Below are 21,582 nucleotides of genomic sequence, written 5' to 3'. Positions count from 1 at the left end.
TTAGATTGATGCCATGAGTGATGACACCAGCTACGGGGTGGGTGAGGGCCCCACCGCCAACGTCTCCGTCAGCCTCCACTCGGGCAATATCGCGGCCGTCCGTGCGCGCGTAGGGAAGCGGGGCTTCTCCGCCTACGTCGACGCAGCCGTTCAGCGCCAGATCGAGCGGGACAACCTCGCAGAGCTGACCAACGCGCACGAGGAGGAACACGGGGCGTTGAGTCAAGCCGAGGTCGCCGCCGCCCGAGCGCTTCTGCGGGGCGACGCCGATGGTGCGGAGAGCGCCGCCTGATGGCTCGGTCCGGGACGCTGGTACTGGACAGTGAAGGTCTGTCCAAGGTCGTTGCTGACGACCGGCAGGTCATGGCGCTGCTCCGTGGGGCGGAGCAGGAGGACATGCGGGTGGTCGTCAGCGTTCTCACCCTCATCGAGGCCCACCACCGGAAGGTGAACGCCGCCCGGTTCAACTGGGTGGTGTCCAGGCTGACGGTTGAGCCGGTGAGCGAGGAGATCGGGCGCTCGGCCATGAAACTGCTGACCGACTCCGGGTTTCATGGGCACAAGTACGCCATCGACGCCGTCGTGGGGGCGACCGCGTTGCTGATGCCGAAACCTGCGGTGATCCTCACCTCGGACCCTGAGGATCTGGGGCTGCTGTGCGGGGACCGGGTGCGGATCATCAAAGTCTGAGCATGAGGGTCTGCGAGGCGCCGTGCCTCACGCCAGCAGCCCCAGGTACGGCCCGAACTCCGACGCCAGTGTCAGGCGGCCCAGCTTCTGGTACTCGCGCTGGACCGCGTGGATCAGGTCCGCCATCGTCACCGGGGTGCCCGACTCGGCGGCCAGGTAGGCCGCCGTCACCGCCACCGAGCGGATGTTGCCGCCCGACAGTTCGAAGGAGTCCGCGCAGAAGTCCAGGTCCAGGTCCGCGGTGCGGGGGAGGAGCGGGCCCAGGCAGCGGTCCCAGAGGGTGCGGCGTTGGGGGGCGTCGGGGACGGGGAAGTCGACGACCAGGTCCAGGCGGCGGGTGAAGGCGTCGTCGAGGTTGGCGCGGAGGTTGGTGGCGAGGATCGCCAGGCCGTCGAAGGTCTCCATGCGCTGGAGCAGGTACGCGCTCTCGACGTTCGCGTAGCGGTCGTGCGCGTCCTTGACCTCCGAGCGCTTGCCGAAGATCGCGTCGGCCTCGTCGAAGAGCAGTACGCCGTTGATGCCGGCCGCTTCGGAGAAGATCCGTTCGAGGTTCTTCTCCGTTTCGCCCACGTATTTGTCGATGACCGTGGCCAGGTCGACCGTGTAGAGGTCCAGGCCCAGGTCCGCGGCGATCACCTCGGCGGACATCGTTTTGCCTGTGCCCGAGTCGCCCGCGAACAGGGCCGTCACACCTCTGCCCCGGCCGCCGCCCGGACGCATGCCCCACTCGCCCAGGACCCGGTCGCGGTGGCGGGCGCGGGCGGTGAGTTCGCGGAGCTGGGCGAGCGTGTCCGGCGGGAGGACGAGGTCGGACCAGGTCACCGCCGGTTCGATACGGCGGGCCAGGCGGTCGAGGCCCGCCGCGTTCTGCGAGCGGGCGCCGGCGCGGATGTGGTCCGGGAGGAGGGTGCCGCCGTCCAGCGTCGCGGTCTGAGAGGCTCCTTGGGCGGCCCTGGCGATCTGGTCGGGGGCGAGGAGGAAGGGAGAGAGGAGGTGCGTGAGGTTCAGGTGCGGGGGGATGGGGGCGGGGGACGCCTGCGTCCAGAGGGCGGCCCGTGTCGTCGGTTCCACGCGGGGGGCGTGCAGGAGAAGGGGTGGGCGGGACGACCATGCCGCGTCCCACGGCACCCGGCCGATCAGGACCACGGGGACGGGGACGTCCGTCACCAGGCGGATGATCTCCGTCTTGTCCGGCTCCCGGGTCAGGGCGTCCAGTGGTGCGCACACCAGACCGGCACCGGTGAGCCGGGCCTCGCGGGCCAGGACGCGTACCGCCTCGGCGGGGTTCGGGTCGCGGGCCAGGCGGTCCAGGTCCACGCCGAGGACACCGCGGCCCGCGCGGGCCAGCGCGGAAGCGGCGAGCGCCGTCCCCGCGCCGCCCTGCTCCTCGCGCAGGTACGCGAGCGGGACCCCGGTGGTGAGGGCGCGGGCGAGCCCGGACGGGTCGCCGACGCCCGGCACGTCCTGCCAGGGGACCAGAAGGTCCACGATGCGCGGGTCGGAGGTGTCGTCCCCGAGGAGGTGGGCCGTGACCCGGTCGGGGATGCGTAGTGCGCGGGCGAGGAAGGGGCGGTCCTGGTCCTCTACGAGCAGGAGGCCGCCGGTGCGGAGCGGTGCCTGCGGGGACAGGCGTGACCTGGCTCCCGCGTCGGCCGCGGACAGGCTGCACAGGCCGAGGGCGAGGCCGGTGGTGGGGCGGCGGCGGGTGACGTCGTCGTTCAGGTAGCCGTAGAACTGCTCGAAACGGTCGTCCAGATCCGGGACGAGCGCGATCAGCAGGATCTCGGTGTCCAGTGCGGAGAGGCCGAAGTCCTGGGCGAGGGTGCGCAGCCGGGTGGGGCGGCCTGCCGCTTGCGCTGCGTCGGCCCGTGACTCCGCTGCGGCCAGGAAGGCCGCGTCGGTGTCGTCGGGAGCGGTGACCGTGAGGTGGCGGCCGTGTTCCAGGAGGCGGTGGATCGTCTCGTCGCTCAGGTACAGGCCGCGGAACGCGTCGTCGGGCGCCGGGTCCGTGAGCTGCCGGGCGTGGACCGCCCGCCGTACGCGCTGCTCGACGAGGATCGCCCGGTCGAGGAGATGGCGTAGGCCGGGGTCGGGGACGTGCGGGTCCGCGGCTGCGGGGAGCGTCATTCCGTGTGCTCTTCCGCCACGCGCGACGCGATGCCGCCCCGGCGGGCTCCGTACACCGGCAGGTGCCTGCCATCCGGCGTCCGCTGGGTGGCGCCCGGGGGCGCGAGTTCTTCCGTGGGCATCTCGCCGAAGCCGAGCTGTACGCCGTCCTCGCCGACCTGCGGGCCCGCCGGATAGACCGGGGACTCGGTGACCGGCACGCTCACCACCAGGTCGAGCGAGGGCTTGAGCTCGCCGCCGAGGGCGCTCCACACATCGGCGAACGACCGGTCCTCGGGCGGTGGCAGCGCGACCGTCATGGGGACGGAGACGCCGATCTCACCGAGTGTGCCGGTGAGTTGTCCGGCGGGCAACGCCTCGTACCGCAGCAGACAGGACAGGAGCGAGGAGAGCAGGCGGTGCTCGTCCTCGGGGCGTTTGGTCCACGCGGTGATGAGATACGACAGCTTGAAGTAGCGCGGCGGGCGGCGCCGGGCCACGATGGTGCCCTGCTCGTCGTACTCGTTGAGCAGACCGCGCTCACGACGGCGCATGTCCTCCCGGATGTCGTACAGGTACAGATTGACGGTGGGGGCGTTGACCTTGGCGGCCCAGTCGCGGGTGGGGGCGTCGAAGACCACCGCCACCTGGCCGCCCACCAGGGCGTCCGTCCGGAACATCGTGCGCAGCGCCTCGTCGACCTCGTGGATCACGGCTCGTCCCTACCTCCGGCCCGCGAAGTCCGGTGGCTGGAGGCTGTGTTGCACGACCAGCACCGGTTTCGTCAGCCGGCCCAGGCCCCGCACCTGGGCGCGGAGCGTACGCGGCCCGGTCTGGTCCTTGCGCAGCACCAGCACCTGTGCCTCGAAGGTGCCGTCCGGGCCCACCCGTACGGCCGACTGTGCCGCCGTGATCCCCGGGTTCCAGCTGAGCGCGACCGTGCGGCCGGGAGGGAAGTCCTTGCCGCGCGCCACCACCACATCGCCGGGCCTCGCCACCTGGGGCGTGACGGTCAGCTTCGGCTGGAGGACGCGGAAGCGGGCCGTGTCGGTGTTGTTCGTGTTCCGGGGGTCGCGCGGTGAGCCGGTGACCGAGGCCCGGACCTCACCGCTGACGGCGGTGTCGTAGACGGCGGTCTGGGTGACGAGGACACGTCCGCCGGGCGCGATGGTGCAGGGTTTCGCCCGGGTGCAGTTCGACAGGGCGGACAGGGTACGCCCGCGGGTACCGTCGGCGCGCGGCCAACTGGTCGTGAGGACGACGTTCTTGGCCGCCTTGGGGCCCGCGTTGGTGAGGGTGAAGCCGGCCCGTGTCGTCAGACCCGTGTAGGTGGGGACGGGGGACGCGGTCGCGGTGACGGCGACGTCCGCCTCGTTCGGCGTGGGGGCCGGGGTGACCGTGAAGGTGGCCGTGCCGGTCCCGGTGTTGCCGGACGAGTCGGTGGCGGTGCAGGTGACCGTGGTGGCGCCGACCGGGAAGCGGGAGCCGGAGGCGGGGTCGCAGGTGACCGGGAGCGCGCCGTCGGTCGCGTCCTCGGCGGTGGCGGTGAAGTCGATGACGGTGCCGTTGCTGCCGGTGGCTTCGACGGTGCGGTCGTCGACCGTGACGACGGGGGCGGTCACGTCGTTGACGGTGATCGTGATGTGCTGCTGGTAGTCCTCGGGGGTGGGATCGCCGCCGCCATCGCCACCTCCGGTCTGGCCGCCGTTCTCGTTGCCGCCGTTGTTCTGGCCGCCGTTCTGGTCCCCGCCGTTCTGATTGCCGCCGTTCTGGTCCCCGCCGATCTGACCGCCCCCGTTCCCGTCCCCGCCGATCTGCCCTCCGTTCTGATCTCCTCCGTTCTGGTTCCCGCCTCCGTTCTGGCCGCCATTCTGGTTGCCGCCGGCCTCGCCACCGGAGCCGGTGGTGGTACCGCCGCTCCCGTCGGCACCGCCCGCCGTGATGCCGGCGATCACCCCACCGATGACCCCACCGATGACACCGGCGTTCCGACCGCCGTCGGCGCCGCCGATCAGGCCGGCGAGGGCCCCGCCCAGAGAACCACCGTCCGCCGCACCGCCCCCGGACGTACCACCGTTCGTGCCACTGCTCGTGCCGCCGTTCGTCCCACCGCCGCCACCGTCCCCACAGCCGTCGGAGCCGCTGATGGCGCCGCCGAGTACCCCCGCGAGCAGCCCTCCGTTCCCGCCGCTGTCGGTTCCGCCGACGCCGCCCGCCGCCAGCCCGGCGATGGTGCCGTCGCCGCAGCCGCCGGATCCGCTGGTCAGCCCGCCGGCCGCGCCGGCGGCGAGACCTCCGTTGCGGCCGCCGTCGGTTCCGGCGACCACGCCGCCGATGGCCCCGGCGATGGTTCCCGGGGCCGAATCCCCGCCGCCGCTGCTGCCGTTGCCATCGCCGCTGCCGCCGTCGGAGCCGCCCTGGAAGCCGTCCGTGTCCTCGGCGGCTGAGCCGGGCGCGATCCTCTGGCCGCGGAACTCGCGGGCCGGCAGCACGTCGACGGGTGCTTGTCCGCTCGGCGGCTTGCCGTCCAGGAGGAACTGGACGGTGCAGCTCAGGGTCATACCCTGCGGGGCGTCGCCAGCCACCGTGATGGTCTCGTCGAAGTCGGCGGTCTCCCCGCTCGTCACACGTCGGCTCGGCGGGTTCAGCGTGACGGAGAGGGCGGGATCGCAGCTGACCGCCTGATGGGTGACGGTGGTGGGCAGGTTGGTCAGGCCCTGGGCGACGGTGTCGGCGACCTGGTCCGCGTCGATGTTCTGGAAGAGTCTGCCGCCGGTGGCCTGGACGACGTCGGTCGCCTGGTCGGGGTCGTGGGTCGGCTCGCGGTTCTGGTCGGGGCCGTTGCCGTTGTCCCCGTTGCCGTTCAGACCGTCGCCGAGGTCGGTCGCCACGTCCACGCCGATGACCCGCGCACCCACGTACGTCAGGGAGTTGACCGCGTCGGTGAGGGTGTGTCCCTTGCTGGGGTCGTGACTTGAGGCGTCGCCGACGAGCACCACGACGGGGCTCGCGCCGTCCCGGAAGACGGTCTGCCCTTCCGCCCCGTTGCCGATCTCCCACAGCGCGTTGATCCAGTCCTCCGCGGGGCCCGGACTGTACGAACCCCGGTCGGCGGTGAGACGGTCGACGCCCCTCTGTACGGCGGCCAGGTCGTCCGTGAGTCCCTGGAGCACCGTGAAGACACGGGCTCCGTCGACCTCCTGGTCTCCGTACGTGGCCACGGCGAAGCGGGAGTCGGGCTGTTCCTCGCGCACCCGGTCGGTGATCAGGCCCAGGTTCGTCTGGACGTTGTCGATGGTGGGCTGCATGCTGCCCGTGCCGTCCACCAGCAGGACGACGTCCGGCCGGGGCGGCACCACAGGCGTACGCACACGCTTGTCCACCGCGAGCGAACCGCCCGGGTCCAGCGGCTCGTCCACCACGGCGGGGGTCACCGCCGGCTGCGGGGCGGCGGCCGGTACGTCCCCGGCGGCGCTCGTGACGACGCCGGCCACCAGGAGCAGTACGGCGGTCAGCACGCCGATGTGGACTACCTGAGGAGGCGCGCCGGCAGGTGGGCGCCGGCGCCGGAATCCCCGTACAGAACGCACTGAACACCCCACTCAGGACTCATGACCGGCCCGAACGGCCCACTCCGGACTTTCACGATCGGCGCGCTTGGACTCCCACCCTCGCGGATCGCCGGCACCCGAAGCAGAGGGGGCGAGCCAGCCCTTAGGGAAGGGCCGGCTGCCCTATGAGGCACCGCGGGAACTACCCGCGCGTGATTCTCATATCAACCCCTGTCGCAGCGCATACGCCACCGCGTGCGAGCGGTTGCGCAGGCTGAGACGGGACATGACGGCGTGCAGTACGTTTTTGATGGTGCGCTCGGAGTAGGAAAGCTTCAGGGCGATGTCGGCGGTGTCGTACCCCTCGGCCACCAGGCGCAGTACCTCGATCTCGCGTGCCGAGAGACCGGTGAAGGTGAGCCCGTGCGGTGAGAGCACCTGTCCCTGGAGCCGTCCGACCTGTTCGAGCAGGCTTCCGAGCAGGTCGGGCGGCACCCGGCCCTCGCCCTTCGCCACGGAGCCGATCACCTGCACCAGGCGTTCGGGGGTCGCCTCGGAGCGTCGGACGACGCCGACGAAGCCGCATTCCGCGGCGTTCACGAGTTGCTGTTCGTCGATGTGGGTGGTGACCAGTATCCCCCGCGCGGTACTGGTCCGCTGGATCTGGCGCAGCAGCCGTAACGCGTCCTCGTCGACGGCGTCGAGGACGACGACCACCACCTGCGGTGAGTCCCCCTCCTCCCATTCGATGACCTTGACTTCAGGCCGGGTGCGCAACTGGCTGGAGACTCCGGCCTGCGATACGGGGTCCTGGGCGCGCAGCGCCACTGTGATGCGTTCTCCGTTCGTCTGCAACACGTCGCTCTCTCCCCTCGGGCGACTGAGGGAGAACGCCAGGGATAAGTGAAAAGATCGCGAACACGACTTCACCACATTTCATTCGCATGCGTCTCCCTTTATCAACTGGCCCACAGTAATGCCCTGGATTCCACAAGGGAATTGCCGGTGCCTCACCGGGCATCGGCATTGCCCGAAAGTGTTCCTGTGCGGCCGGTCTTGGTAGGTCGTGGCGGACAATACGGTGCGCGGCATGAGTGTTTCGGCGAACCTGGACGAGTCTTCCGTCACCGTTGAGCCCGGCGGCGAGGCGGATCTTGCGGTGCAGGTGCTCAATTCGGGGACCATCGTTGAGGAGTGCCGGTTCGAGGTGGTCGGGCCGTGCGCCGACTGGGCCACGGTGGAACCGGCGAGTCTGTCGCTCTACCCGGGCGCGACCGGCAGCGCCACCGTCACCTTGCGTCCGCCCCGCACCTCGCAGGTGGTGCCCGGCGAGACACCGCTCGGACTGCGGGTGGTGCCGACGAGCGACGGCGCCGAGACGGCGGTTCTCGAACGGAGCGTGACCGTACTGCCGTTCACCGAGATCACCTCGGAACTGGTGCCGCCCGGTTCGAGCGGAGCGTGGCGCGGGCGGCACAAGCTGGCCGTGGACAGCAGGGGCAACACACCCGTCACGATCGCGTTGAGCGCGCGGGGAGCGACCGAACGGTCGCGGCTCGCCCTCGATCCGGCCGAGGTGGAGATCCCGCCCGGCCAGGCCAAGTTCGCCGTGCTGTCCGTGCGTCCCGCCAAGCGGCTGTGGCGCGGAACGCCGATCACCCATCCCTTCCAGGTGGCGGTGACGCCCCGGGCGCGGGAGGGACAGGACCCGTACCAGCCGGTGCTGCTGGACGGTTCCTACGAGCAGCAGGCCATCCTGCCCCGCTGGCTGCCCCGCGCCCTCGTCGTGGCGGTGCTGCTGGCGGCCGCGCTGGTGGGGCTCTGGTACTCGGTGCTGCGGCCCACCGTACGTTCGGCCGCCCGTGAGGCGGTCACCCCGCAGGTCGTCGAGTCCGCGGCGCGGCAGGGGAACGCCGGCCCGAACGGCGGCGGCGACAACGGACAGGGTCAGGAAGCGTCCGGCGGTGGCGGGCAGGCGGGCTCGGCCGGTTCCGGCGGCGCGTCCGCCTCCCCGGGCGGCAGCACTACTGCCGCGCCCGGTGTGCCCGGCGGGTCCGAGCCCGGTGGAGCCGCGGTGCCGTCGAGCGCCCGGGTGCAGGTGCGGGACGCGGTGGGGGGCAGCGCCACCCGGCGGACCGCGTACGCGGTCCCGGACGGCAGTACCTTCGAACTGACCGACATCGTGGTCCAGAACCCGCAGGGCGACGCCGGCACCCTGGTCATCTCCACCGACGACGGGCAACTGCTCAACCTGGCGCTGGAGAACTTCCGTGACTCCGACTACCACTTCGTCACCCCTGTCGAGGTGCAGTCGGGAGGCCGGATCACCATCGCCGTCAGCTGCCGGGAGGTGGGCAAGCCGGTCAAGGCCCCGGCGCCGTCCCAGTGTTCGGAATCCCTGTTCCTCGGCGGCAAGATCTCTACGAAGGCGCAGGCGGGCGGCTGACCCACGGCGGGTACGGACGCACCTGCCGGACCTGTGCCGTGGGTGTGCGGCCGTGCCCTTCGGTCATGCCTCGGGCGCGGGCTCCTCCTCTTCCTCGTTCCCGTCCTCCGTCGCCCGCTGCACGAACGCCCCCTGCACATCCGCCGGTTCCTCGTCCTCGTCGGCGGCCTGACGCTGCACCGGGGCGGTGGCGGCGGGAGCAGCGGACGGCGCGGCCTCGGCGGGTGCCGCGACGGGCACCGGGGCGGGGGCGGCCAGCACGCGGTCCGCGTTGGCCGACGCCTCCTGCTCGAAGCGGTCGGACGGTTCGCTCACCCGGATCCCGCCCGGTTCCTCCGTGCCGTCCACCGGGCCGTTGCGCTGCTGGATGACATGGGTCAGTTCATGGGCGAGCGTGGTACGGCCCTGGTGCGAGGCGGGATCGTAACTGTCCCGCTGGAAGACGATGTTGTCGCCGACCGTGTAGGCGTGGGCGCCGACCTCCTGCGCCGACTGGTGTGCCGCCGATCCGGTGTGCACGCGCACGGAGGAGAAGTCGGCGCCGAGCCGGCCCTCCATGTCCGTGCGGGTGTCGGTGTCCAGGGGCTGACCGCCGCCGGACGAGACCACGTCGTGGACGCTGGAACGGGACTCGCGCCGTTCCGGCTCCGGTTCGGCCTCCCGCTGGAGCGCCGCGCCGACGGCCGCGTTGCCGACCGTCCGTTGCAGGGTGCTCATCCCGGACCGGCCGATCACCTCCGTACGCCCGGTGGCGGCGGCCGTCAGCAGGTGCGGAAGATCCGCCGACGGCTGGTCGTGGGTCTCCCGGGCCGCCCTGACGGACTCGTCGTGCTCGTGTTCCTGTCCCTGATCGTGTGCGCGCATCTGCCGCTCCCCGGAGAATGCCGGACGTTCACTCCCAGCGTCGCGGGCCGGTCCGGTTCCCGTCCAGGGGCGCACGTGGTGGGGAAGGGCAGCCCGGATTGCCCCTTCGGGCAAGGCACCGTCCACGCGTGGACCGCCGCGCTTCCCGGCGCCGGCGGCCCGCCGGTCCCGGTGGCGGGCCAGAACACGTCCGGGAACCGGGCGAGGCAGTCGGGCGCCCGGCCCGATGAGGATCTCGGCGTGCCTCGTCGCGGTCGACCGGCACGCCGGGGCAGGGCAAGTCGCGCGAAGGCCCGCAGGGCCATCGGACAGGTCATCCGAACACACACGAGAACGGATCATCCCGACCACGGACAGCATCCAGATCGACACCGGTGAAGGTTTTTCGGCGTGCTACGGGGGTCCGGATGCCGCCCATGAACTCGATCACGGAGTGGCGGGCGCGGACGGCGGTGTGGTCGTCGCCCGCTGTAGCCGTGCCGGCACGCAGGGGACAGAACGGTGGGCGGCCCCCGTCCACGGCGGCTGGATTTCCGGCCGACTCGGAAACGCGAGATCCTGGTGGGACGCCGATCCCCGATCCGGCGAACAAAACGCGGGCCGGAGCGCATCTCACGCTTCGTCGAGCCCACCCCATGCTGATACGGCCCAGACCGCGACGGGTACCGTCGCGTCTTCTGAAAGGAGGCCGGGCGATGAATCTCCCGTCGTACCGTGACCGCAGCAGCGCGGCAGCAGCGCCGCGACTGCCCGGGCGGGCCAGGCACGCACGCAGACTGAGCACCACGGCCGCCGTGGCGGTGGTGCTCCTGGCGGGCTGTGGCACGGGCGCCCCCATGGCGGCGCCGCAGGCCGGTGGCTCCCGCGCGTCCTCAGTCCCGCCCGCCGCGCTTTCCGCCTCCCCGTCGCCCTCGTCCCGCGCTGCCTCCCCCGTGCCCAGCGCCGCCCCTGCCACGTCCCTCGCTCCGGACCTCACCGCCACCGCCACCACGTGCACCAACAGCACGAAGCTGGCCGGGTGGTCGAACCGCCGACTGGCCATGCTGACCATCGCCGTCCCGGTGTCGGAGACCTCGGTGTCCGACGTCACCTCCGAGGTGAGCGCCGGTGCGGGCGGTGTGCTGCTGTTCGGCAGCAAGGCACCGTCCGACCTCGGAGCCCGGCTGAAGGCCCTGAAGTCCCATGTCCCCGGTAACCGTGGCCTGTTGGTGATGACCGACCAGGAGGGCGGCGGCATCCAGCGCATGGCGAACCTCGTCGGATCGCTGCCCTGGCCCGCGTACATGGGCAAGCACTGGACCCCGGCCCAGATCCAGCAGAACGTCAAGAAGGTCGCCACCAAGATGGCGGCGGCCCAGGTGAACATGGACCTCGCGCCGGTGGTCGACGTCGACGGCAGGAACGTGGCGCCCAGCCGGACCAACCCCGACGGATGGCGGTCCTTCAGCGGCAACACCTCGGTGGTCTCCAAAGCCGGTGTCGCGTACATGAACGGGTTGCGCGACGGCGGCGTGATACCCGTCGTCAAGCACTTCCCGGGCCTCGGCGGCTCCAGCTACAACTCCGACTTCGGCCCCGCCCGCACCCTGCCCTGGTCCACCCTGCAGAAGGTGGGCCTCCCGCCGTTCACGGCGGCCATCAAGGCCGGTGCCCCGGCCATCATGGTCTCCAACAACGTCGTACCGGGTCTGACCACCAATCCGGCGAGTCTCTCCCCGACCGCCATCGGTTCCGAGCTGCGCGGCAAGCTGGGCTTCAAGGGTCTGGTGGTCACCGACTCGCTCAGCGCCAAGGCGATCTCCGCCGCCGGCTTCAGCATCCCCGGCGCCGCCGTGCAGGCCCTCCGCTCGGGCGCCGACATGGTCATGTTCGACCTGGGGGGCAATGTCGGCTCCCGGACGTCCTCGATCGCCTCGGCGATCACCAACGCGGTGGCCGACGGACACCTCGCCCGCAGCCGCCTCATCGACGCGGCACAGCACGTCCTGGCCGTCCGGCACGTGAATCTCTGCTCCTGAGCGCGCCGCCGGGCCACCGGCCCGGCACCCAGGGAGGCCGCGCACCACGGCGGACCCGGACGTGCGACACCCCGTGCGTTCCACGGTGTACGACCTGGTAATACGTTTCCCATGCTCTCTTCCCCGCCACCGCCCGCCGCCGCACCCGAGACCGTCGCCGCACCCGCGACCGCCGTACCCGTCGTCGCCGCGGACAGGGCCGTCTCGTGCACGGCGACCGCGGCCCTCGGCGGGGGCGGACGGCGATGAGGTCCCCTTCCGTATCTCTGCGGAGCCTGATACCGGCCGTCTTCCTGCCGACGCTCGTCTTCGAGATCGGCGTGGGCGCACTCGCGCCGGTGCTCGCGCTCAACGCCAGAGCGCTCGGCGCCTCGGTGGGCACCGCGGGCCTCGTGCTCGCGCTGCTCGGTGTGGGACAGATCCTCGCCGATGTCCCGGCCGGGGCTCTCGCGGCCCGGGTCGGCGACCGGAAGGCCATGCTCATCGCCGCCGGGATCGCCGCGGTGACGCTGGCCGCGGGCGCCCTGTCCAGAAGCGTCTGGCAGGTCGCGCTCGCGGCGACGGCCACCGGCGCGACCAACGCGGTCTTCAACCTCGCGCGGCAGGCTCACCTCACCGAGGTCATACCCGTCGAACTGAGGGCGAGGGCGCTCTCCACCCTCGGCGGCATGGTGCGCGTCGGCGCGTTCATCGGCCCGTTCATCGGCGCGGCCGTACTGACGGCCCGCCCGGTCCATGACGTGTACTGGCTGGCCCTCCTGTGCACGGCCGTGACCGTCGTGGTCCTGCTGATCGTGCCCGACATCGCCGAACCGGCGCCGACGGGTCCGGCGGGCGGCTCCGCGCCGCTCCCGGTGCGCTCGGTGGTACGTGCTCACCGCAAGGTCTTCCTGACCCTCGGCGTCGCCGTCGTGCTGGTGGGATCCGTCCGGGCCACCCGGCAGACCGTCCTGCCGCTGTGGGCGGAACACCTGGGCCAGAGCGCGTCGTCCACGAGCGTCATCTTCGGGATCGCCGGACTGGTCGACACCCTGACCTTCTACCCGTCGGGAAAGATCATGGACAGGGCCGGACGGCTGTGGATCGCCGTGCCCTCGATGCTCGTCCTGGGGCTGACCCAGGCGGCTCTGCCGCTCACCCACGGTCTTGTCACGCTGACCGTGGTGGCGATGCTCATGGGTTTCGGCAACGGCATCGGCAGCGGCATCCTGATGACGCTGGGCGCGGACGTGGCGCCGCCCCGAAGCCGCTCCCAGTTCCTCGGCATCTGGCGGCTGTGCGCCGACTCCGGAAGCGCGGGCGGCCCCCTGATCGTGTCGGCCGCGGCGTCCTTGGGCAGTCTGGCGGCCGGCATCGCCACGATGGGCGGCGTGGGGGTCCTCGCCGCCGCGGCTCTGCTGCGCTGGGTACCGCGCTATTCCCCGTTCGCGACGACCGGCACCCGCACGGCACGCACCGTGGCCGGGAAAGCGACGGCCGTGTCCGAGGGGGCCGAGACCTGACCGGCCGGGCGCCGCTGCCCGTGCCGCCCGGCCGCCGCACCGGCGCCGCCCGCCCCCACCGCGCACGCCGCCCACGCGCCGTGCGCGCTCACGGACCCGAATGGACATGCGCCGCCCACAGCGTGGGGGTGCCGGGGTACCGGTCCCGCAGCCGGCGGGTCGCACGGTGCAGGGCGTGGGCGCTGAGTTCGGCGCGGGGCGGGGTCGTTCCCCGGCCGGTGAGATGGCCGTAGAAGTCCGTCGCCAGCTCGATGGCCGTACGGTCGTCGACGGACCACAGGGTGCCCACGACGTGCCGGTAGCCCGCGAGCTGGAACGCGGCCGTGATGTGGAGTGCCTCGTCGGCCAGGTGCGCCGCGGTGACGCTGGTGTCGCAGGCGGACAGATAGGCGAGCGCGACGTTCAGATGAAGGTTGCTGATGTCCGTGACGGTCAGCGGCGCGCGGGTGTGGTCGGCCAGGATCAGCCGGCTGCGCCCGGGGTCGGTGCCATCGGCCAGCGCATGGCAGGCGAAGTGGACGATCTGATGGCGGTGCAGGGCCGCCAGGACCTTGTCGCGGGTCGGGTCGGCCACCAGATGGGCGTCCGGGACGAGAGCGCTGATCGCCCGCGTCTCCTCGCGGACTCCGGGCAGGGGACTGTCCGGGTCGTCCGGTACCGGCACGATCACGGTGCTCGGCGGGGCGGCGGTGGCACCACGGGCGTGCTCCAGGGCGCCGACCGTGGTGGTGTACGACGAGACGACGCGGTCCAGCACCGTGCGCGGAGCCGCCGCCGTGCCCGTACCCGCCTCGTGGTTCTCGGTGTGGTACCCGGCCGCGTGCAGCGGGAGGAAGGCCAGGATTCCGACGGGGCACCACCAGAGCCTGGGCCACGGTTCGCCGGCCGCGGGGCGGGACGTGTGGCCCAGCCGGGTCAGGACCGGTTCGGCCACGGCGTCCCACAGCCATTCCAGGACGTCGAGGATCTCGCGCTGTGCCGTGATCCGCCGCTGCGGGTCGATCCCGTGGTCCGCGGCGTCGACGTGAGCCCTGCGCAGCCGGTTCGCCCGGTCGTACGCGTCCGCCTGGGTCAGGCGCGGCAGGGGCACGGCCTCGACGGGCGATCCGGCCGCCGCGGTCAGGACGAGCGCGTCACAGCGGGTGCCGCTGGTGCTGACGAAGACGATGGGGCCGTCCTGCGCCTGACGCGCCAGCCGCGCGGCGGCCGGCGCCCGCATGAATTCCTCGAACCCGGGCCGCGTACGGATCCGCCCGAGCAACTCCTGCCACGCCTCGTGGGCTTCGCCGCGCTCCGCGGACAGCCGCCGCCCCGACCTGCGGCCCGGCCCGGCCCCGCCGCCTTCCGCGGGCTCCCGCTCCGCCGCCCGGTCCGGCGGGTCGAGTTCGGCGAGACGGGTGCGCAACCGGTCGAGTTCCCCGGCGAGTTCGGGGGCACACGCGCGCAACCGGATCTGCTCGGCGCTGCGCAGCGCCAAGACGTCGGCGGCGAGGATCCCGCGGGTCTGTTCGAGCAGTTCGACGGCTCGCACGGGCCGGCCCGCATGCAGGGCGGCGGCCGCCGCCTCACCCGGCAGTTCGTTCAGCCGGCTCAACTGGTGCTGCCGGTCGGGCCGGACGAGGCTGCGCGGAGCGAAGGTGTCCACCAGCCCGATGGCGTCCTCGATGGCCCGCAGCCCGGCCCCGGCGTGGCCGGGAGCGGCCCCGGCCGCCCGCGCGTACCGGCGGTACCCGGAGATGCGCAGGAGGGTGGTGGCCGCCTGACTGTCGCCGGCCTCGCGGTAACAGCGAAGCGCCTCGTCGAGCAGCTCCGCCGGTCCGCCCCGTTCGACCTTGACCTCAAGGGCGTGCCCGAGGTTGATCAGGAACTCCCCGCGGTCCGGGTGGTCCAGGGGGGTGACGCGCACCGCGTCGCGGGCGGCCTGAACGCCTTCCTCCAAGACCTCGGGGCTGAGCAGGGGCATCGTGCGGAACAGCCGGGAAAGGGTGCCCGCGAGGGGACTGTCGAACTGCGCGGCCTCCCGGACGCTGACGGATCCCGCGTTCTTGAACGCGATCAGCAGGACGGTCGCCAGGCTGTTGAGCTGCGCCCCGGTGCCGGGATGGTCCCGGGGAGTGAGCCTCAGTGCCTCCCGCGCCAGCGTTATCGCCTCTTCGAGCACCGCCATGTTCTCGGTGCCCTCGTACTGCATCCGCAACAGGCTCACCAGGCCGATCAGACGCCCGGCCCGGGCGGGGTGGCTGCCCGGCGTGGTCCGCACGGCCTGCCGCTGCATGTCGACCGCGTCGTCGAGCAGTTCCGGGTCCTCGGTGCGCATCCACAGGATCTGCAACGTGCTCGCCAGGTTGTTGAGGTACATGGCACGCCGGGGGTGCCCGGGCGGGATCAGCGCCACCGCCTCCCGTTCGGCCCGGATCGCCTCCTCCAGCAGTTCCATCCGGTTGACGCGAAGATAGAGGGACCGGACGGCGCCGCCGAGACCCGTCAGGTACCCGGGCCGGGCGGGGTCGTCCTCATCGGCCAGGGTCACGGACTCCCGGCCGGCTTCCACGGCGTCCTCCAGATCGCCCATGTGCGCGGTGCGGGCGAACAACCGCTGGAGTGCGGTGCCGAGATGGGCGAAGCCGGGGCGGCCACGGGCGAGCCGCACCGCCGCGCGCTCGGTGGTGATGGCCTCCGCGAGCACGCCCTGGTCCCGGGTGCGGGCGTACAGGTCCCGGAGGCAGACGCCCAGGTCGTTCAGGCGTACCAGGCGGTCCTCGTGGTCAGGTGCCGTGCGCGCCGCCGCCGCGCGGAAGAAGGTGGCGGCGGTCCGCAGGTCCTGCAACGTTCCGGAGCGTCCGAACGCGATCACCATGCCGGTGGCGCGGTCCGCCAACGCCTCCGGCCCCTCGTGCACGAGCGGCGCCAGCCCCGGTTCCGTCCGGAAGGCCGTGCGCAGCGGCTCGGGCACGAGGTCGGGATCGGCCCAGTAGACCGGCAGCATGAAGCGCAGGACCGCGTCGAGGTCACCCATGTGTCCGCGCTGGGCGAGCACGTGGGAACGCAACCAGTGGTACCGGCCCAGGGTCCGGGCCGCGACGAGGTCGGTCTCCGGTTCGACGACGGCCGCGAGGCCGGCGGCGGCGCCTTCCGCTTCCTGGGACAGGACCCGGGCGGGATCCGTGACGGAGCGGTCCAGGCGCTGCTGAAGGGCGGCGAGCGCCGCCTGACGGTCCGGCACAGCAGATCCCCCGCTCCGCGATCGGCACCTGTCCCCAGGATCGTAGCCGTGGACGGGCCGACGCGGTGTAACCTCCGCTCTGCTCGCGTCTGTTCGTGCGCGAGGAGCCATGGCCGGGCGGGGAGGGACGGTGGGCGTGGACGCGGAGGTTCGCGGACGGGTCGAGGCACTGTGCGCTCAGCTCAGTCGCTGGCCTTCGGTACGGGAGACGATCGCCGGGGGCGGGGCGGGGGATGCGCTCGACGCGTTGATGACGCTGCTGAGAGACCGTGCGGAGCCAGACCCGGCCCGGGTGGAGGCACTGCTCGACGCGATCGACCGGGCCGCCGCCCAGAGTGGTCTGGCGGGCCTGACGAGCGGAGTGCGCGGCCCCGTTCCCCCGCTGCCCCGGGGAATCCGTCCCGCCCCCGGACCGCTGGGCTGGACCTGCCCCCTGGGACGCTGCTCACGGGTGGTGCTCGCCGGCGAGAGCACGGACACCCCGGTCTGCGCCGCCGCCGGCCCCGACGCGAACGGCATGACCCCGTACGTGCCCCGCCCGGGAACACTGTGAACGCGTTCCTGGCGGAGCTGGCCACCAAGCTGATGGACCGCTGGCTCACCGCTCTGGTGGCACCCGGAATGCTCTGGGTCGCCGTGCTCGTCGCGACGACGCGGCTGGGCCAGGACGCGCCCTTCGCGTTCGAGCGGCTGAGCGCCTGGCTGGACCGGCTCGCCCGGTACCCGGCCGTGCACGCGCCCGTGGTGGTCATGCTGCTGGCGGTCGCCGTCGTGCTCGCCGGCGGGGCGGTCGGGCTGCTCGTGGGTGCCCTGGGCGGCCTGGTCGAGCGTTGCTGGGCCCTTCCCGGCGACCTGCCGCCCGCCGCCTGGCTGCTCAAGGCGCGCCGTCGCCGATGGGACCGGGCGACGCTGCGGCTGCGGACCGCTGTTCTGGGCGCCGTCGAACGCGGCGCCGACGGGGCCGACACCCGGCGTGCCGACACCTTGGTCCTGCGGCGTCAACGGCAACGCGTCCGGCTGGGGCAGAGCCGCCCGGTGCGGCCCACCCGGATCGGGGACCGGTACGCACGAACCGCCGAGCGGGTACGGCAGGTCAACGGCTTCGACGACCTCGCCCTGGTCTGGCCCAGACTGTGGACCGTGCTGCCGGACTCCCTGCGTGCCGAGATCACCGTCGCCCGGGACGGCACCAGTGATGCCGCGCGGCTGTTCGGCTGGGGCGCGCTCTACCTCGTGCTCTCGGCATGGTGGTGGCCCGCCGCCCCGCTCGGGGTGGCCGTCCTCGCCGTCGCCACGGTCCGGGCCCGTTCCACGACCGAGAACCTGGCCGACCTGATCGAGACGGCGGTGGACCTGCACAGCGCGGATCTGTCCGCACGCCTCGGTCTGCCGGCCGCGTCCTCACCCGCCGCTGCCGGACATGCGATCACGGCCCGGCTGAGCCCGCGCTGAAACGGCCGCTCCACGGCCGGTACCGCCCGCATCGTGTACGAGGCGATCCGCAGGGCTGTGGCGGCAGGGGAGAATGGGATCATGACCAGGTGCAAGAATTGCCGTGTGCGGAAGCGCCGTTGGCCCCGCTCCTGCTCCGGGTGCGGCTCGGAGCCGGACCGGGCGTCCGTGGTCGCGGAGGCCACCGACGTGGCTGTGGCGTATGGACTGCTCGGGTGGATCGGGCGAGGCGTCATGGGAGTCGTCCGGCTGGTGCTGCGTATCCTCGGCTGACGCGTTTCAGCCGGCCAGGCGTGCCGGTCGGAGGTCAGCCGGGCCCTGCTGTGGAAGCCGGCCTCCTGAGCCGCCCCCACTTCCGGAGCCGGAGCGAGGACGACTGCCGCGCATCGGGAGGACCGGGGTCGGCTGGGCAGCCGTCCGGCGCCGCTGCCCCGACGGGCGACGACACCACCGCGCTCGGGTTGAGGCCGGGCGGAGGACGCCACCGCGCTCGGGCCGAGGGCCGGACGGAGGACGCCACCGCCTCCCCGGCGCCGCCGCCTACAAGGGGATGTCCACCCGCAGTTCGGCCTGTGACGGCCGCACCAGTACGGATTGGGCGCGCGGGGGGTGGTCGGCCGCCGAGACGACCAGGGTGTGGGAACCCGGCAGCAGGCCGAGCCGGTAGCGGCCCGTTTCTTCCGTGTAGGTCTGGGCGATCCGCTGACCGCGTGCGTTGATCACGGTGATCCGGGCGGAGCAGCCGCCGGGGTGGGCGCGGCAGTACACCGTGCCGCCGACGGACACCGTGGCCGTGCTGTCCGTCCCGGCCGTGGCGGCGGCCCCGGCGGGCGCCCCGGTGGGGTGTACGGCCCCGGTGACCTGGGCGGCCGGGGACCGTACCGGGCGTGGCCCGTCCCGGTCCGCCGCCGGAGCGGGCGCGGGCCGCCGCACCGGGCCGAGTCGCCCCGGCTCCCGGTCGGTGCCGGACGCCAGGGGCAGGCCGCTCTGCTCGGCGAAGCCGGCGAGTGCCGTGTCGAGCGCCTCCAGTTCACGCAGGGCGGTCTGCAACCGCTGGGCGCGGGGACCGGGGGAGGCGGGCCGCACGTCCGCCTGAAGTTCCCGCACGAGCGGGCCGACGGGACGCCAGACGCCCTGGGCGGTGCCGTTGGCGAGGTGGTGGTCGAGCGCGCGCAGCGAGTCGGTGAAGGCATGGGTGATGAGCCGGACGCGTTCGGAGAGCCGCGGGGAGAGGTCGATGTCGATGTCCGCGGCGGCCGCGAGGGCGCGGGCGTGTCCGGCGGCCGTGGCCAGCAGTGCCAACCGGTGCTGCGGCCGGCGTCCACGCACTCCGAGCGGCATGCGCACCAGCGGCCGGGACACCTCGTTGACCTGGAACAGCGCGACGTCGACGGCTCGCGCCGCACCTCGCAGCCGCACCGGGCTGTCCGGTTCCTCCCAGCGGGCCGAGATCTGGGCGAGGAGATTCTGGACCGCCTGGACGTACCCGTGTTCCGCCTCGCGGACGATCGTCCGGGTGGACAGCGGGAAGATCAGCGCGGCGCACGCCGAGGCCACCAGGATGCCGATGCCGTTGTCCAGGAGGCGTTCGCCGAGCAGGTGATCCATGCCGCCGTCCGGCGTGGTCAGGCCGTAGAGCTGCACCAGCGCGACGACCAGACCGGTGGTCCACAGGGCGTAGGCCCGTTGCATGCCCCAGGAGCCGAAGGAGAGTCCGAGGACGATGACGGCGAGCGTCCAGTAGACGTGGTGGTGGCCGATCAGGTGGAGCAGAAGCACCCCGATCGCCGCGCCGGCGGCGGTGCCGGCCATACGATGGCCGAACTTGCGCAGCCGTTCGGGCGTGGTGTTGGTGCCGAACAGCGTGATCATCACGCCGATCAGACCCCAGTAGAACCGCTGCGGGTCGATGGCGTCGGCGATCGGACAGACGATCGCGGCGGCCACGCCCGCGTGCAGCGGGGCGCGTACGAAGGGCACGGCCCGCTGCCAGCCGCTGCCCGTGCGAGCGGTGAGCGCACGCCGCATCGGCGCGGCCGAGCCGGGGATCCGGTTGTTCTCCAGCGCGACGGCGGAATGGAACGGCACCGCGGCGGGCGTGTTCGGTGTCCGCCTGCCCAGGGTCAGCCAGCTGACCAGGGAGCCGGTGAGGGAGTCGAGGGACTCCGCGACCCGGCGGGCGAGCGCGGCGCACTCCGCGTCCCGGGGATCGGCCCGCGGGTTCCGCAGGATCGTGTCGGCCTGCTCGCGGATCATCTCCACGGCGGGCCGCAGTCCGTCGGCCCGGGCCGGCGGGGTGTCGCGGGCCAGCAGCAGACCCACCACCAGCGCCCGGCGCAGTTCTTCGGGCGGCGACTGCGCGGCGAGCGCCAGGACCGCCCTGCCGGTTCCGCGCAGGGCGAGTTCCGCGTCGAACAGATGGCGGTGCAGCAGTTCTGCCACGACGGGGTCGGCGGCGGCCTCGGGCTGCGCGAGCCGTGCGTCGATGGTGACGGTCACGATGTTCAGGCGGCGCAGGGAGCGGTTCATGCGGCGCTCCACCCGCTTCAGGTCGGCGTCGGGGTCGAGCGCGTCGACGGTGGTGTCGGCGAGGCGGCGGGCCTCCACGACGAAGGTCCGCTGGGTGCGGAGCAGGTCCTCCCGCGGCATCGGGTAGCACAGCAGCAGCCGGCCGGCCAGCACGGCCGCCGCGGACACCAGGGCGACCGCGAACGCCTTGCCCACCAGGGCGGTCGGGATTCCCGCCATGGTGCCCACCAGCAGACCGTTGAACATCATCATGCCCGTGAGCAGCCCCAGCGGGCCGAACCGGGCCAGCAGGAACGCCACGGCGAGCGCGGCGACGTTGAGGGAGATCTCCAGGGTGCGGTCGCCGTGCAGGACCGCGGCCAGCCAGAGCACCGCGGCGAACGGGAACGGCATCCACAGGATGGCCTTGGCGAGTTGCTGCCAGCTGTTGCCGGACACCGCGAAGGCGCTCATCAGGCCCATCATCCCGGCGACCATCATGCCGATCATCGACGGCACGGCGAGGGCGTGGGCCATGCCGTGGCCGACAGCGAGGGAGGTGACCATGGCGACCAGCGTTCGCCAGCCCGCCTGCAACTGCCCGAGTCCGGGGTCGGTGACCAGTACCCAGTCCCACCACCTGTGCGGACCTGCCACCCGGCGGGGGGCCAGGCCGACCCGCACGGCCCGGGGAGGTCGCGCCCCCTTGGCGGGATCGGCTTCCTGCCGGGCGGTTCCTGGGCTGGTCAAGTGGGCTCCGATCCGGTGGCTTCGGCGAGCGCGGCGACGGCCGGCCGGCTGGCGTACCCGGCGCGCTCTCCCGCGTCGGCGGTGATGGTGTGCGGTGCGTTCAGCAGGACGGCGGTCTTCCGCTGCCGCCCTGGTCGGGGCGGCCGGTGCCGGGCAGGGACGAGGGGGATCTCCGCCGTGCTCCGGCCGGCCGTACGACGTCGGCACGCGGACTTCGGAGCATCCGGCGGGGTGACCTCATCGTGACCTCATCGCGGCCGGTCCGAGACCCCGGCCCGCGGCGACACCCGGCACGGTCCGGTGAAGTCGTGTGAACGCGTACCGCACGCCGTGCCCGCCGCGCTGCCGACGCGGCGGCCGTAGGAGGGCCGCTGCCGACGCCGGAAAATGCATGCATATGGAAATTATATCTCCGGTGATTTTCCGCTCCGGCGCCGGGGCGGAGTGCGGGACTCGTCCCGCGGCGGGAAGC

The 21,582-nt window shown here is 72.7% G+C and carries 16 protein-coding genes; 9 read left to right on the top strand and 7 right to left on the bottom strand.

Annotation, left to right across the window (positions count from 1 at the left end; genetic code table 11):
* The first annotated feature begins 13 nt into the window (after positions 1-13).
* Both ACFY2B_RS20505 and ACFY2B_RS20500 read left to right on the top strand, forming a co-directional pair.
* Entirely contained in the window at positions 14-292 is a 279-nt protein-coding gene (locus ACFY2B_RS20505) for a hypothetical protein (RefSeq protein WP_390764512.1), read from the top strand.
* Positions 292-690 (top strand): DNA-binding protein, encoded by a 399-nt coding sequence (locus ACFY2B_RS20500; RefSeq protein ID WP_390764511.1) that lies wholly within the window; start codon positions 292-294, stop codon positions 688-690. Before ACFY2B_RS20505 ends, ACFY2B_RS20500 begins: the two co-directional genes overlap by 1 nt.
* Positions 691-717: 27 nt before the next feature.
* Here the strand turns inward: ACFY2B_RS20500 and ACFY2B_RS20495 are convergent, their stop codons facing one another.
* The 4 genes from ACFY2B_RS20495 to ACFY2B_RS20480 form a co-directional block, all read right to left on the bottom strand.
* Positions 718-2,817, bottom strand: coding sequence for an ATP-binding protein (locus ACFY2B_RS20495; RefSeq protein WP_390764510.1), 2,100 nt, complete (start codon positions 2,815-2,817; stop codon positions 718-720).
* Positions 2,814-3,509: a DUF4255 domain-containing protein gene (locus tag ACFY2B_RS20490; RefSeq protein ID WP_390764509.1), complete on the bottom strand. Its 696-nt coding sequence runs from the start codon at positions 3,507-3,509 to the stop codon at positions 2,814-2,816. Before ACFY2B_RS20490 ends, ACFY2B_RS20495 begins: the two co-directional genes overlap by 4 nt.
* Before the next feature lie 9 nt (positions 3,510-3,518).
* On the bottom strand, positions 3,519-6,314 hold the full coding sequence (locus tag ACFY2B_RS20485; protein WP_390764508.1) for an HYR domain-containing protein: 2,796 nt from the start codon (positions 6,312-6,314) through the stop codon (positions 3,519-3,521).
* Between the two features lie 252 nt (positions 6,315-6,566).
* Positions 6,567-7,205 (bottom strand): response regulator transcription factor, encoded by a 639-nt coding sequence (locus ACFY2B_RS20480; protein WP_376530653.1) that lies wholly within the window; start codon positions 7,203-7,205, stop codon positions 6,567-6,569.
* A 232-nt stretch (positions 7,206-7,437) separates the two neighbouring features.
* Between ACFY2B_RS20480 and ACFY2B_RS20475 the strand changes: the two genes are divergently transcribed.
* Positions 7,438-8,793 (top strand): hypothetical protein, encoded by a 1,356-nt coding sequence (locus ACFY2B_RS20475; protein WP_390764507.1) that lies wholly within the window; start codon positions 7,438-7,440, stop codon positions 8,791-8,793.
* A gap of 63 nt (positions 8,794-8,856) precedes the next feature.
* Here ACFY2B_RS20475 and ACFY2B_RS20470 read toward each other — a convergent pair whose 3' ends face one another.
* Positions 8,857-9,657, bottom strand: a complete 801-nt coding sequence (locus tag ACFY2B_RS20470; RefSeq protein ID WP_390764506.1) for a DUF4157 domain-containing protein — start codon at positions 9,655-9,657, stop codon at positions 8,857-8,859.
* A 695-nt stretch (positions 9,658-10,352) separates the two neighbouring features.
* Between ACFY2B_RS20470 and ACFY2B_RS20465 the strand changes: the two genes are divergently transcribed.
* From ACFY2B_RS20465 to ACFY2B_RS20455, 3 genes are all read left to right on the top strand, one after another.
* Positions 10,353-11,675, top strand: a complete 1,323-nt coding sequence (locus tag ACFY2B_RS20465; protein WP_390764505.1) for a glycoside hydrolase family 3 N-terminal domain-containing protein — start codon at positions 10,353-10,355, stop codon at positions 11,673-11,675.
* 111 nt (positions 11,676-11,786) lie between these two features.
* A complete protein-coding gene (locus ACFY2B_RS20460) occupies positions 11,787-11,924 on the top strand; it encodes a hypothetical protein (protein ID WP_390764504.1) in 138 nt (45 codons plus the stop codon).
* Positions 11,921-13,177: an MFS transporter gene (locus ACFY2B_RS20455; RefSeq protein WP_390764503.1), complete on the top strand. Its 1,257-nt coding sequence runs from the start codon at positions 11,921-11,923 to the stop codon at positions 13,175-13,177. Before ACFY2B_RS20460 ends, ACFY2B_RS20455 begins: the two co-directional genes overlap by 4 nt.
* A gap of 88 nt (positions 13,178-13,265) precedes the next feature.
* Here ACFY2B_RS20455 and ACFY2B_RS20450 read toward each other — a convergent pair whose 3' ends face one another.
* Positions 13,266-16,400: a CHAT domain-containing protein gene (locus tag ACFY2B_RS20450; RefSeq protein ID WP_390764502.1), complete on the bottom strand. Its 3,135-nt coding sequence runs from the start codon at positions 16,398-16,400 to the stop codon at positions 13,266-13,268.
* Between the two features lie 136 nt (positions 16,401-16,536).
* Here ACFY2B_RS20450 and ACFY2B_RS20445 point away from each other — a divergent pair, with 136 nt between their 5' ends.
* The 3 genes from ACFY2B_RS20445 (at position 16,537) to ACFY2B_RS20435 (ending at position 18,125) form a co-directional block, all read left to right on the top strand.
* Positions 16,537-16,953, top strand: coding sequence for a hypothetical protein (locus tag ACFY2B_RS20445; RefSeq protein ID WP_390764501.1), 417 nt, complete (start codon positions 16,537-16,539; stop codon positions 16,951-16,953).
* Positions 16,950-17,852, top strand: a complete 903-nt coding sequence (locus ACFY2B_RS20440) for a hypothetical protein (RefSeq protein ID WP_390764500.1) — start codon at positions 16,950-16,952, stop codon at positions 17,850-17,852. Before ACFY2B_RS20445 ends, ACFY2B_RS20440 begins: the two co-directional genes overlap by 4 nt.
* 105 nt (positions 17,853-17,957) lie before the next feature.
* Entirely contained in the window at positions 17,958-18,125 is a 168-nt protein-coding gene (locus tag ACFY2B_RS20435; RefSeq protein ID WP_390764499.1) for a hypothetical protein, read from the top strand.
* Between the two features lie 267 nt (positions 18,126-18,392).
* Here the strand turns inward: ACFY2B_RS20435 and ACFY2B_RS20430 are convergent, their stop codons facing one another.
* Positions 18,393-21,110, bottom strand: a complete 2,718-nt coding sequence (locus tag ACFY2B_RS20430; RefSeq protein WP_390764498.1) for an FUSC family protein — start codon at positions 21,108-21,110, stop codon at positions 18,393-18,395.
* Between the last annotated feature and the right edge of the window lie 472 nt (positions 21,111-21,582).

The organism is Streptomyces sp. NPDC001270, from assembly GCF_042896695.1.
Classification (GTDB): Bacteria; Actinomycetota; Actinomycetes; order Streptomycetales; family Streptomycetaceae; genus Streptomyces.
The sequence above is the reverse complement of the archived record's forward strand: the minus strand, read 5'-3'. Positions and strand labels throughout refer to the sequence as shown.